The organism is Pseudomonas sp. BIGb0278 (assembly GCF_024809895.1).
Taxonomy (GTDB): Bacteria; Pseudomonadota; Gammaproteobacteria; order Pseudomonadales; family Pseudomonadaceae; genus Aquipseudomonas; species Aquipseudomonas shirazensis.
Map to the genome: position 1 here is coordinate 195,712 of NZ_JANUEL010000003.1, position 9,035 is coordinate 204,746.

Annotated in this window: 22 protein-coding genes; 5 read left to right on the forward strand and 17 right to left on the reverse strand. The window is 59.6% G+C overall.

Annotated elements, in window-relative coordinates; translation table 11 throughout:
- Positions 1 to 92: 92 nt before the first annotated feature.
- The 3 genes from M2396_RS13540 to M2396_RS13550 all read right to left on the reverse strand — a co-directional run bounded on the left by M2396_RS13540 (position 93) and on the right by M2396_RS13550 (position 1,051).
- Entirely contained in the window at positions 93 to 275 is a 183-nt protein-coding gene (locus M2396_RS13540; protein WP_259075453.1) for a YodC family protein, read from the reverse strand.
- Between the two features lie 141 nt (positions 276 to 416).
- Positions 417 to 728, reverse strand: coding sequence for a hypothetical protein (locus tag M2396_RS13545; RefSeq protein WP_259075455.1), 312 nt, complete (start codon positions 726 to 728; stop codon positions 417 to 419).
- Positions 725 to 1,051: an MFS transporter gene (locus M2396_RS13550; RefSeq protein ID WP_259075457.1), complete on the reverse strand. Its 327-nt coding sequence runs from the start codon at positions 1,049 to 1,051 to the stop codon at positions 725 to 727. Before M2396_RS13550 ends, M2396_RS13545 begins: the two co-directional genes overlap by 4 nt.
- Here M2396_RS13550 and M2396_RS13555 point away from each other — a divergent pair.
- Complete coding sequence (locus tag M2396_RS13555; protein ID WP_259075459.1) at positions 1,050 to 1,238, forward strand: hypothetical protein; 189 nt, start codon at positions 1,050 to 1,052, stop codon at positions 1,236 to 1,238. The genes M2396_RS13550 and M2396_RS13555 overlap by 2 nt on opposite strands.
- On the opposite strand, the gene M2396_RS13560 is transcribed toward M2396_RS13555, so the two are convergent.
- The 14 genes from M2396_RS13560 to M2396_RS13625 all read right to left on the reverse strand — a co-directional run bounded on the left by M2396_RS13560 (position 1,220) and on the right by M2396_RS13625 (position 7,007).
- A complete protein-coding gene (locus M2396_RS13560) occupies positions 1,220 to 1,765 on the reverse strand; it encodes a hypothetical protein (protein ID WP_259075461.1) in 546 nt (181 codons plus the stop codon). The two genes, M2396_RS13555 and M2396_RS13560, sit on opposite strands and share 19 nt — an antisense overlap.
- Positions 1,762 to 1,884 carry a hypothetical protein gene (locus M2396_RS13565; protein ID WP_259075463.1) on the reverse strand — a complete coding sequence of 41 codons (123 nt, stop codon included), beginning with the start codon at positions 1,882 to 1,884 and terminating at the stop codon, positions 1,762 to 1,764. The genes M2396_RS13560 and M2396_RS13565 overlap by 4 nt, the downstream gene beginning before the upstream one ends.
- Positions 1,881 to 2,240, reverse strand: coding sequence for an endodeoxyribonuclease RusA (locus tag M2396_RS13570; protein ID WP_259075830.1), 360 nt, complete (start codon positions 2,238 to 2,240; stop codon positions 1,881 to 1,883). The genes M2396_RS13565 and M2396_RS13570 overlap by 4 nt, the downstream gene beginning before the upstream one ends.
- Positions 2,237 to 2,539, reverse strand: a complete 303-nt coding sequence (locus M2396_RS13575) for a DUF1364 domain-containing protein (protein WP_259075464.1) — start codon at positions 2,537 to 2,539, stop codon at positions 2,237 to 2,239. The genes M2396_RS13570 and M2396_RS13575 overlap by 4 nt, the downstream gene beginning before the upstream one ends.
- Positions 2,530 to 2,802, reverse strand: coding sequence for a hypothetical protein (locus M2396_RS13580; protein WP_259075466.1), 273 nt, complete (start codon positions 2,800 to 2,802; stop codon positions 2,530 to 2,532). The genes M2396_RS13575 and M2396_RS13580 overlap by 10 nt, the downstream gene beginning before the upstream one ends.
- Positions 2,802 to 3,218, reverse strand: coding sequence for a recombination protein NinB (locus tag M2396_RS13585; protein ID WP_259075468.1), 417 nt, complete (start codon positions 3,216 to 3,218; stop codon positions 2,802 to 2,804). The genes M2396_RS13580 and M2396_RS13585 overlap by 1 nt, the downstream gene beginning before the upstream one ends.
- Positions 3,211 to 3,384, reverse strand: coding sequence for a hypothetical protein (locus M2396_RS13590; protein WP_259075470.1), 174 nt, complete (start codon positions 3,382 to 3,384; stop codon positions 3,211 to 3,213). The genes M2396_RS13585 and M2396_RS13590 overlap by 8 nt, the downstream gene beginning before the upstream one ends.
- A complete protein-coding gene (locus M2396_RS13595; RefSeq protein ID WP_259075472.1) occupies positions 3,381 to 3,692 on the reverse strand; it encodes a hypothetical protein in 312 nt (103 codons plus the stop codon). Before M2396_RS13595 ends, M2396_RS13590 begins: the two co-directional genes overlap by 4 nt.
- Positions 3,692 to 3,886, reverse strand: coding sequence for a hypothetical protein (locus M2396_RS13600; protein WP_259075474.1), 195 nt, complete (start codon positions 3,884 to 3,886; stop codon positions 3,692 to 3,694). The genes M2396_RS13595 and M2396_RS13600 overlap by 1 nt, the downstream gene beginning before the upstream one ends.
- Positions 3,886 to 4,611 (reverse strand): replication protein P, encoded by a 726-nt coding sequence (locus tag M2396_RS13605; protein ID WP_259075476.1) that lies wholly within the window; start codon positions 4,609 to 4,611, stop codon positions 3,886 to 3,888. Before M2396_RS13605 ends, M2396_RS13600 begins: the two co-directional genes overlap by 1 nt.
- Complete coding sequence (locus tag M2396_RS13610) at positions 4,608 to 5,399, reverse strand: hypothetical protein (protein ID WP_259075478.1); 792 nt, start codon at positions 5,397 to 5,399, stop codon at positions 4,608 to 4,610. Before M2396_RS13610 ends, M2396_RS13605 begins: the two co-directional genes overlap by 4 nt.
- Positions 5,399 to 6,202 (reverse strand): Rha family transcriptional regulator, encoded by an 804-nt coding sequence (locus M2396_RS13615; RefSeq protein ID WP_409035101.1) that lies wholly within the window; start codon positions 6,200 to 6,202, stop codon positions 5,399 to 5,401. The genes M2396_RS13610 and M2396_RS13615 overlap by 1 nt, the downstream gene beginning before the upstream one ends.
- 292 nt (positions 6,203 to 6,494) lie before the next feature.
- Positions 6,495 to 6,683, reverse strand: coding sequence for a hypothetical protein (locus M2396_RS13620; protein ID WP_004573832.1), 189 nt, complete (start codon positions 6,681 to 6,683; stop codon positions 6,495 to 6,497).
- Between the two features lie 30 nt (positions 6,684 to 6,713).
- Positions 6,714 to 7,007 (reverse strand): Cro/CI family transcriptional regulator, encoded by a 294-nt coding sequence (locus M2396_RS13625; protein WP_401183130.1) that lies wholly within the window; start codon positions 7,005 to 7,007, stop codon positions 6,714 to 6,716.
- Positions 7,008 to 7,018: 11 nt separating this feature from the next.
- Here M2396_RS13625 and M2396_RS13630 point away from each other — a divergent pair, with 11 nt between their 5' ends.
- The 4 genes from M2396_RS13630 (at position 7,019) to M2396_RS13645 (ending at position 9,034) form a co-directional block, all read left to right on the forward strand.
- Positions 7,019 to 7,849 carry a LexA family transcriptional regulator gene (locus M2396_RS13630; protein ID WP_259075484.1) on the forward strand — a complete coding sequence of 277 codons (831 nt, stop codon included), beginning with the start codon at positions 7,019 to 7,021 and terminating at the stop codon, positions 7,847 to 7,849.
- A 51-nt stretch (positions 7,850 to 7,900) separates the two neighbouring features.
- Positions 7,901 to 8,191, forward strand: coding sequence for a hypothetical protein (locus tag M2396_RS13635; protein WP_259075486.1), 291 nt, complete (start codon positions 7,901 to 7,903; stop codon positions 8,189 to 8,191).
- A 154-nt stretch (positions 8,192 to 8,345) separates the two neighbouring features.
- Positions 8,346 to 8,528, forward strand: coding sequence for a hypothetical protein (locus tag M2396_RS13640; protein WP_259075488.1), 183 nt, complete (start codon positions 8,346 to 8,348; stop codon positions 8,526 to 8,528).
- Between the two features lie 104 nt (positions 8,529 to 8,632).
- Positions 8,633 to 9,034 carry a hypothetical protein gene (locus M2396_RS13645; protein ID WP_259075490.1) on the forward strand — a complete coding sequence of 134 codons (402 nt, stop codon included), beginning with the start codon at positions 8,633 to 8,635 and terminating at the stop codon, positions 9,032 to 9,034.
- Position 9,035 lies beyond the last annotated feature (1 nt).

A 9,035-nucleotide genomic window follows, 5' to 3' on the forward strand; every position in this document is an offset into this window, starting at 1 on the left:
ATGCGGAAATCAAAAAAAACGCCTCCCTGGCTGATATCCAGGAGAGGCGCCGAGCTTGTAGCACTGAGGCTTTCACTGGAAAACCCTAGCAATCACTCTACCTTTTCAAGCATCTCCGGGCCGAAATTGTGGTACTGCGTGGTTTCTGCCTTGTCGAACCATGCGCAACGAACCAGCGGCTCGCCAGTCTGGAAGTCGTTATGCAGACGTTCAACGGTCATTGCTGGGCCGCCGCTTTTCAGCGTGACCACATCACCTTTTACAAAGTTGGGCATCTCATGTCTCCTATGTTGTTGAGTGCACCACATAGATGAGATCGTTTCGCCATCATTTCAACCAATGCTTGAAAAAATTTGCGCCAAATCCATCTCACGGTTGTGCGCCACGAAACGGCGTACTTCTGTTTTGTGGAGCGCTCAGCTCGACCGCTTGCACAGGTCGCAGTCCAGGCGCCGGCAGATCCAGCGCTTCACCCGCGGCCAGTAGGTCAGCATGAACATGTGCCGGAGACCTGCCAGGAACAGGGCAACATGCATGGTCACGCCAGCAGTGTTCGGCGTGAAGAACATCCGATCCGACCTGGCAAGGATGGCGTAGCCGCTCATGGCGATGACCGCGTACAGGAACTTGCCAATAACGCCGTCTCGGACCTTCCCGCTGAAGATCGACCACGTCGCCCAGAAGGCGATGCCCCCTGCGGAGAACGCGTTGATGTATTCGAGGATCATGAGCTAGGCCCTCCGAACTTGGACCTGATGACAGACCAGAGATCGGCAGCCTTGATCGCCCGGTTGATGGCGGCAATGAGTGAGCCGCCGAATGTGCCGAGAAGAAAGCCTACGCCTGCGACGCTACGCGGCTCAGTGATCCCGAAATAGGCGCTGACCATGCCGGTAAGGTAGTGGGCGCAGGCCATGCCGGTGAACAGGAAGAGCAACCAGGCCTTGCGGTCGGTCAGGTCGTCCTTGTGCCAGCGCGTAGCGACCAGGGCCCCCAATAGGCCCGCGATCATCCAGTCGAACTTCTCGAGCAGGCGGTGGAATAGATCCATGCTCGACCTCTTGCTGTGCATGAACGAGGCGCGCTCAGTGGCGGGCACTCTTGAGGCCCTCTTGCGGGCAATAAAAAACCCGGCACAGTGGCCGGGCTTTGGTTCGTCATTCTTAACACGCAAGAAGGACAAGATAGAGGTAAATGTATGCCACTCTGCCACTAATCGTCAAGCGGCAATTTTCTGAATCAAGCCCTCCGCATCAAGAATCTCCTGAGCCTCTGTGAGCGCCAGATCTACGCGGCGACGCAGCTCCTTGCAGAGGCCTGCCTTCCACCGGTACTGAGTGCGCTCGGCGACCGGCTCATCCAGCCAGTTATCCATGCAGTACCAGGCGGCAGGCAGAACGTTGGTCGATCGCTTCCCATCTTGTCCTGGCAGCTTCGGCATGGCCCAGGTCACCACCGCGGCGTGACGGAATCGCTCCGGAGCCGGTGAGCGGATGGCCTTGGCAATTGCGATGATCGCTTCGTGTTTGCGCTCGGCGTGCGTGGAGTACTGCGCAACCAGCACCAGCCAGTGCTCGGCGGCCAGCTGGGTGCGCAGCCTGGCGTGCACCATGCAATCGATCAGGAATGCGGCTTCCTTGCCCACAATGGCGCCCTTCTGCTTGGTGGCCTGAACCTTCGGCTCGAAGTCGCACCCGCCAGCGCTGTTGATCGTCTCTGCCGCCAGGGCGCGGACTACCGCTGATACCACGTTCTGATAGTTCACAGGCCCTGCTCCTTTTTCAAGCGACTCGAGATACGCATGCCCCGCACGATGCAGTAGGCGCCAAAGATGGCCATGGCCAACAGCAGGAGCTGGCCGGTGTCGGTTGGTGTCCAGTTCATGCTGCCTCCCATCGTGGCTCTACGCGGACGAGCACGGCGCCGCCCTTGGTGGTTTCCTTGCTCACCCTGATCTGAGTGGCGAACACGTTGTCGTCGATGCCGAGGGCGTCCGCCAGACCGTCACGGCCCGCCTTGAACATCGCCAGCAGGTTGTCGTCATCGCGCCGGCGACGGTCGGGCGGCACGAACTCGAGCATGAGCAGCGCTTCACCTTCCGGCGCAGTGATGCCGGCCTGCTTCGCCAGCAGGTGGCAGGCTGCCCGGTAGGACTTGGCCGCCCTGCTCTTCTTGGTCCAGTGCACACGGGCATTTGGGCTGCATGCGGCCGGTGGCCACGGTAGGATTAAGTCCATCAGGCGGCTCCTTTCACGGTCATCAGCCCAGCCCGGATCAGGGCCTCGTGCGTCTCGGCGATCGCCCGAGGCATATCGGACCAGTCCACTTCACCCTTACCGCGCCCGTCGAGCACGTCGTGGCAGGCACTGCAGGCGTATACCGCCACGGTGTCGAAGCCCTTCATGCCCATGCCCTTCTGCCCGCATGGCAGGTGCGCCAGAACGGTCGTGTCTGGGTTGAAATTGCAGGTGCCGGGGATGCGGACTGTGCAGTCCTGGTCCCGGGCGCTGTCGCGGACCTTCTTGCTGACTACGCGCATGGCTCGGCCTCCTTGGCTTTCTGCTGCTCGGGGGCTAAGTCTCCGCGCAGGGGTATCAGCTGATGCGGGTGGTAGCTGTACTTAGAGCCGTCGCGCATGACTAACACCTGGGGCTTGGCGATTTCTCGACGCTCCCCGCGATAGCGCACGATGTCACCGGGGCGAAGAATTGACTCAACCTCGACGGCGGCGCCAGACTCGATGTGTCCAGGAATTCCGACCAGAGTCATAGCCAGGTCGCCTGGCTTGAATTGATGGCTCATCAGTAACGCCCCTCCCACAGATCCTTCTGGCTCCAGCGCACCTGGTGCTCCGCGCCGAACGCCTGAATCCACTCCAGCAAGCTTGCGCACTGCTTCACGCTGAGCTGGCTTGTGCGCTCGTACACGACGTCGAAGCCGTTGCCGTCGAGCGCTGGTATCAGCCGAGGCTGTTCGCCGCTCTCACGCAGCCAGGCGGCCGTCAGGAGGCGCTTCCAGATCAGGACGTCCCACTTCTTGCCAGCGTGCTCGACCTGCTTCGCGATATCGCTCAGGCAGGCGTGGAGCTTCTTGTTCTGCTCGCCGCTGCGGTCCTGGTCCTTGATGACGATCTTCTTGGGCCGGGTGAAGTCCTGGGCCTGCAGGATGCCGAAGAGACGATTGACGTCTGCCATGCTGTGCATCACGAAGTCAGTCATGATCGTCCTCCTCGCAGTGCAGGCGGCGGAACTCTTCCCAGAGAAGCCGAGAAATTTCAAAACTGGCGGACTGGATCTGGTAGGCGGCGATAGGCACCCCAACCAGAACCAAAAGAATAATGATTGAGGCGAGCAGGCCGGCGGCGGCGAACAGTAACTCGGTCATGGCGCCACCTTCAGGCCCTGGACCTCGATTGCCTCAGCCGCTTCCCGGCGATTGATTACCGAGCACCGCTCTGGCGCCCAATCATGGAGATCGAATCCTTCAGGCAGTTCCACCAACACGGCCTCGCGGGAGGCCTGCCAGCCCTCCCACCGCCAGTTGCGCTCACCTATCTGGAGAGTGCTAACCAGCTTCCAAACATCAACCACCTCATACATACCTATGCTCTCATTCCAATCAATACCGGCAGGGGTTGGGAATCTCGCCTCGAACTGCTCGCGGCTGATGTCGCGCATCTTGTTGGTGTCCATCAGTGCTTCTCCCAAGGCAGGAAGATCGCTTCGCAGGCGCGCGCAATCTCCGAAAATTCGCTGCGGTTCTGCCAGAGCACGGCTACAGCGAAGATCAGCGGCATAACAGGCAGGAGCGACAGCAGGAACAGGCGCGCCAGCCATGGTCGACGCAGCATCCACGGCTTAATGCCGCGCGGATTGAACGTACGCATCACACCCCCTCCCCGGCCGGCTGCCCGGCGCGCTTGATGTTCAACTTGGCCATCAGCTGCGCACGGCAGGCTGCGGCGGTGGTTGGGATCTGCTGGATCTCAAGCAGGCGGGCCTGGCGCTGTTTGGCGTGCTCGTCTGCGAGCTCCAGCAGGCTTTTCTGGCTGTCGTGGCCGATGCCGGTGGCAATCCTCCCGTCGAGCGGTTCGCCCTCCTGAGCGCGGCGCAGGACGATCTGGTAGGCACGGTCGAAACGAGCCTGCAGGCCCTTGTCGTTCTGCTGGGCTGAGCGAAGGTCGAACAGGCCGGTGGCCACGGCGGCGATCTTCACGCCCTCGTGGCTGTACACGCCCATCAGCGCCTCGATCCAGGCATCTGCAGGTGCAGGCATGCCGAAGTCCTCGGGCGTCGGCTGGCACATCGCAATGAACTCGCCCACGCTCGGCGCGAAAGGCTTCTTGAGCTTGCGGCACTTCTCGATGCCGAACTCAATCTGCTCGAGCGTGCGGATGCCCTCGGAGGCGAACTCCTTGATCCACTCCTCCTTGGCTGCGGCCAGGGCTTCGGTGGACGGCCAAGCCTGACGCCAGGCTGGGAAGATCCCGCGCAGGCGGCGGAACAGGTCGTTGACCACCTCGGCAGTCTCCAGCGAGACAACCACGGGGCCGCCGTGAAGCTCTGGCGGACGGTTGGCCATAGCGGCCATCAGTTGGTTGGCTGATTTCATGGGCGCACCACCAGGTTTCGAGCCCACTCGGTGTCGTTGAAATCAGGCTCGTTGCGGCGCACTGGCAACTGGTGGACGTTGGCCGCGACCTCTGGCACTTCGTCCTCCCAGCGCTTCCCGTTGAGCCAAGTCGACGCATGCGGGATGAACTGGCCGTTGTCCTTGGTCCAGCCCGGGGTGACAGAGTGCTTGGCCAGCGCAGCGATGATCTCGTCGAACAGTGGCTGGGTGAGCTTGATCTTCGCCCAGGCCTTCTCGGCTTTGTCCTTGCCAACCTTGCGGGGGTACAGCTTCCAGAACCTCGAAAACAGCTCGGCAGAGTCAGGAGCCGCAGGCGACGGAGTGAGGGAATCAGGAATCAGGAATCCGGAATCAAAAGAGAGGGAATCAGCCGGGAAAGAACCATGCGAGTCTGGTGCTTGCACCGTGCTTGCACCAGACTCAACCTGCGACCCCTCTAACCCGGGCATTTCAGGGATGGTGCTCTTCGCCTCTTTGACGTGCGGGTTCTGGTGTTTGGCCCAGTTGATCACCTGGATCGCTTTCACATCGCCCACGGTGTAGCGCTTGATGAACCCCAAATGATCCAAGTCATCCAGCATGCGATTGATGTCGACGTTGTCAGCCGGGAACAGGGCCATTTTCAGGCGGCGCGGACGATCCTCTAAGCGCCCTTCCCGGTCAGCCTCGGTCCACATGCCGATGAACAGCAGGCGAGTGGCGAAGTCCAGCTCTGCCAGGTGTTCGTTCGAGAAGAACCCTGGCTTGATGTTTCTTGACCTGGCCATCATTGACGTCCTTTGCCGATAAGCTCGGCAAGCTCAGCGAACCGCTCAACATACCAATGAGGCTGGGTTTCGCGGGGGGATTGGGGACTGGTGAGGTTCTTGCCGAAGCACAGACCCTTGTCGGTGATGGCCCAGAACGTGACGGTCTCCTGCTTGGAGTTCTTACGCTGCATGACCTTGATCAGCCCAGCCTGTTGCAGGGACTTGTTGAACGAAGCGGGCGACATACGGATTCCGTTGTCCTTGAGCAAGGCGGTCAGGGCCTTGGTCGGCAGCGAGCTGCCACCAGCTGCGTCCGCCGGAGCATCCACGGCATAGCTGGGCAGAAATTTCGGATCGAGGCCGTTGTTCTCGGCGATCCTGGCGAGCATCTGCATCTGGCAGGACGCGGCAGGCTTCAGGAGGCGCGTGAAGCACTCCATGATGGCGATCTCGCCAATGACCTTGGTGCCGTTTGCCATGACAGCCTGGCGCGCCTCGGACTGGCCTTCGAGCTCTCGCCAGCGGCGGATAACCTTCATGCGCAATGCCGGGCTGTAGCCGGTTAACAGGCAGTCGGTGTGCTCGCGGTCGAGCAAGTACTGAACTTGCTCGCGGTTCTGCCCGTCCAGGTAGATGTGCTCAAAACTGAGCACATCTTCTTTGAGGTCAGCGAGCATGGTGGCGATGTCTCGCTTCACGTTGTTGTGACGCTTGCCAGTCAGGCTGGCGATTTCGCGAGAAGACATCGTGCGCGCCACGAAATCGTGGCTCGCATTTTGTGGCGCGGGCCGTTTGAGGGCCTGTACACTTTGGGTCTGCATATGCATAATTCCCTTACAGAGTTTTGTGTTGCAGAGAGCCGGGCCTTCACCCCCGGCTTTTTTGTGCCCGCAATTCGGGCTTATCAGGGCCTGTTCAGGCCTTGCGCTGGAACGGAAGAACCGCCCCCCTCGCGTTTCGAGGTTTCGTTCGGCTGGCCAGCTCTCGATCAATCAACTCGGCTGCTAGCGCTTCCGGGGTAATCCCCCGCTTTCGCGCCTCTCGCTCAAGCAAATCCATCGATCCCGGGTCCAGACCGAATTGTTCGGTCGGCATAGGGCCTCCTCGCGGCCTTCAGGCTGCGGTTTGATCGCCGGTATTCTCCGAGGCCAGGGCAGCCAGCTGCGCTTCCAGCAGTTCGCGGCACAGCACGGCGCGCTGGGTGCGGTGATACGCGGCCAAGGCCTGTATCAGGTTGAAAGTGTCCTCATCGACCCGGACCTTGATCTCACGGTCATGCAGGTGCTTGGGGTTGGCGTACATGCGGGGACGGCTCCTTGTGATTGAAAGTGGTTAAGCGGCGGACTTTTGCGACGGGAATGGGCGCTGCTCTTGGGCACTCACCGTTCCGTCTTCATCAACGGTCACGTAAACGTCACGACCGACGCGGATTGCCTTGCTAAGGCCACCCTGCGTGCAGCCAAGTATCTGAGCGGCCTTCGTATGGCCGTGCTCTTTGGCAAATTCGGAAAGCGGGATTCGGCGCATAGCGACGTCCTCAACAGTGGTTCTACGCGCCCAGTATGACCGGCGGTATTGTTGCTCGTCAATACCGCCGCTATTGGTAGCGCCAATACCGGTGGTCATATCATTCGCACATGACGAAAAACTCTCGAAAGGTCCCGCTTGCTGATTGGCAGGTGGAGGACAGCCAGCGCTTGAAGGCGCTATACAATGCGAAGCGTGCAGAGCTCGGTCTGACTCAGGACCGTATCGCTGCAGAGCTTGGCGAGGGCGTCACTCAAGGCGCAGTTAGCCATTTCATGAATGGGCGGACCGCCTTAAGCCTTCGCGCCGCCGTCGTATTCGCAAAGGCCCTCCAGGTTCCTGTCTCTGAGTTCAGTCCCAGGCTGGCGAGCGAGCTTGATCTGATGCGCGCTGTGCCGGGCGTTGGCGCTGCCGTCATTGGCGCAGCTGCGGCGATCACTGCAGCGCAGCGAGGCAACGATCATGTTTCCGCCGAAACTCCTCTTCCGGAGGGCTCAGACGAAGACGCTCTGGATGGTAAATACGCCTACATCCCTCAGTACGATGCCAGAGCAGCAGCAGGACTTGGCAGCGAAAACCCGCATGTGGAGATCCGCTCCACCCTCGCCTTCAAGCGCGAATGGCTGAGAGCCAAAGGGGCCAAGGATGATCAACTGATCGTCATCTATGCCGAGGGTCAGAGCATGTGGCCGACCATCAATGACAGAGACGTCCTGCTCATCGATCGCTCTCGGTTTGAGCCTGTCGATGGCCAGGTATTCGTGCTGGCTGGCGGCGACGGCGCCATCGTGAAGAGGCTTGTTCAGGGCCCGGTTGGGCAGTGGCTATTGCGCAGCGACAATGAGGACAAGGGCCAGCATCCGGATCGCTTCTTCTTCCGTAGCGAGGACAATGAGCACCGGATCATCGGTCAAGTGATCTGGCGAGGTGGAGACCTGTAGCCATGCCCCTAACTAAGCCAAACCATTTACCCTCAATCATGGAATAGGCCCGTGTCCGACGAAGAAGCTACCGTTGTACGTGATGAGCACCCTGCTCCTGCTCATCTGTCAGATCTTATTCACGCGATTGAGCCAGTAATGGAAACCATGGTTGCTCTCACAAAAGCCGTTATGGAACTTTCCATTGCCGGCAGGCAATCGGAAGATCAAGACATAAAACGAGCGTCTCTAAAGGCTTTCAGTTGTGTCGGAGACGCGCTGAAGAGCCTTAATGAACTAAAGTTCGAGATCGGGCTACTGAAGGGCGCCCCACCTGAAGATGAGGGTTCGGTTGATGATTGACTCCATCAGCAACCTCCAAGACAGATGGAATGCAATTGAGCTTGCCGAAGCTCTGGATCGGCATGACAGGAACCTAAAAGATCTCCATAATCCTGCTGGAGGACCACCAGGAGGCGGAGACTTGGATACTAGGCTAACGAACCTCGAGCGGGACATGACCGATGTGAAGGTGGCTATCGGTAAGGTAGAGACACGCATCGAGCATATTGAAAGGCACATGCTGACTAAGGGTCAGACGGCTGCCTATGCGCTGGTTGCTGGTATCGCAGTCTTTGGTGCCGGTTGGTGGGTTGTCCAGCAGTACCTGGCGCCGCTGGTTGCAGGCTTGCCAAAGTAACAAAGCTACCGCTTCGAAAAGCCCGCCTCGGCGGGCTTTTTCATGCCTGCATGATGGTTGATGGCCAGAGTGGTAGAATTCGCTCTTCTATCGGGAGGGATACCATGTTCACTCAGCTCTATCGCTTCATAGCGGTCATATCGTTCGCATTTTTGGCCGGGTGCGCGTCAGGGCCCACGCCTCAGCAGATTGCCGCTGCTGACTACGGCACTGCCATTGACCAGGATCAGGCCGAGGAGCGCATCAAGCAATATTTCAACGGGACGCTCAAAGACCCCTATTCGGCTCAGTACCAGTTCGGCGCCATCCAGAAAGGTTACGTCATTGGTAGCGCCATCGAGGGTAAGCAGCTCTACGCCGGCTACCTGATTACTGCCAACGTGAATGCCAAGAACAGTTACGGCGGATACACCGGTAACCAGGGCTATCAGTTCCTGTTCCAGAATGGAGCGCTCGTTAAGGGGCTCAAGATGAGTCCTGGTGGCATGATGATGCCTTTGTTCTAGA

Excerpts from the sequence above, each read along its gene's own strand:
- M2396_RS13575 (WP_259075464.1), bottom strand. The coding sequence starts at position 2,539 with ATGCGCGTAGTCAGCAAGAAGGTCCGCGACAGCGCCCGGGACCAGGAC.
- M2396_RS13615 (WP_409035101.1), bottom strand. The coding sequence starts at position 6,202 with ATGCAGACCCAAAGTGTACAGGCCCTCAAACGGCCCGCGCCACAAAAT.
- M2396_RS13585 (WP_259075468.1), bottom strand. The coding sequence starts at position 3,218 with ATGACTGACTTCGTGATGCACAGCATGGCAGACGTCAATCGTCTCTTC.
- M2396_RS13540 (WP_259075453.1), bottom strand. The coding sequence starts at position 275 with ATGCCCAACTTTGTAAAAGGTGATGTGGTCACGCTGAAAAGCGGCGGC.
- M2396_RS13600 (WP_259075474.1), bottom strand. The coding sequence starts at position 3,886 with ATGCGTACGTTCAATCCGCGCGGCATTAAGCCGTGGATGCTGCGTCGA.
- M2396_RS13590 (WP_259075470.1), bottom strand. The coding sequence starts at position 3,384 with ATGACCGAGTTACTGTTCGCCGCCGCCGGCCTGCTCGCCTCAATCATT.
- M2396_RS13610 (WP_259075478.1), bottom strand. The coding sequence starts at position 5,399 with ATGGCCAGGTCAAGAAACATCAAGCCAGGGTTCTTCTCGAACGAACAC.
- M2396_RS13580 (WP_259075466.1), bottom strand. The coding sequence starts at position 2,802 with ATGAGCCATCAATTCAAGCCAGGCGACCTGGCTATGACTCTGGTCGGA.
- M2396_RS13605 (WP_259075476.1), bottom strand. The coding sequence starts at position 4,611 with ATGAAATCAGCCAACCAACTGATGGCCGCTATGGCCAACCGTCCGCCA.
- M2396_RS13625 (WP_401183130.1), bottom strand. The coding sequence starts at position 7,007 with ATGACCACCGGTATTGGCGCTACCAATAGCGGCGGTATTGACGAGCAA.
- M2396_RS13565 (WP_259075463.1), bottom strand. The coding sequence starts at position 1,884 with ATGAACTGGACACCAACCGACACCGGCCAGCTCCTGCTGTTGGCCATG.
- M2396_RS13620 (WP_004573832.1), bottom strand. The coding sequence starts at position 6,683 with ATGTACGCCAACCCCAAGCACCTGCATGACCGTGAGATCAAGGTCCGG.
- M2396_RS13550 (WP_259075457.1), bottom strand. The coding sequence starts at position 1,051 with ATGGATCTATTCCACCGCCTGCTCGAGAAGTTCGACTGGATGATCGCG.
- M2396_RS13640 (WP_259075488.1), top strand. The coding sequence starts at position 8,346 with ATGACCGATGTGAAGGTGGCTATCGGTAAGGTAGAGACACGCATCGAG.
- M2396_RS13595 (WP_259075472.1), bottom strand. The coding sequence starts at position 3,692 with ATGGACACCAACAAGATGCGCGACATCAGCCGCGAGCAGTTCGAGGCG.
- M2396_RS13555 (WP_259075459.1), top strand. The coding sequence starts at position 1,050 with ATGCTCGACCTCTTGCTGTGCATGAACGAGGCGCGCTCAGTGGCGGGC.
- M2396_RS13645 (WP_259075490.1), top strand. The coding sequence starts at position 8,633 with ATGTTCACTCAGCTCTATCGCTTCATAGCGGTCATATCGTTCGCATTT.
- M2396_RS13545 (WP_259075455.1), bottom strand. The coding sequence starts at position 728 with ATGATCCTCGAATACATCAACGCGTTCTCCGCAGGGGGCATCGCCTTC.
- M2396_RS13630 (WP_259075484.1), top strand. The coding sequence starts at position 7,019 with ATGACGAAAAACTCTCGAAAGGTCCCGCTTGCTGATTGGCAGGTGGAG.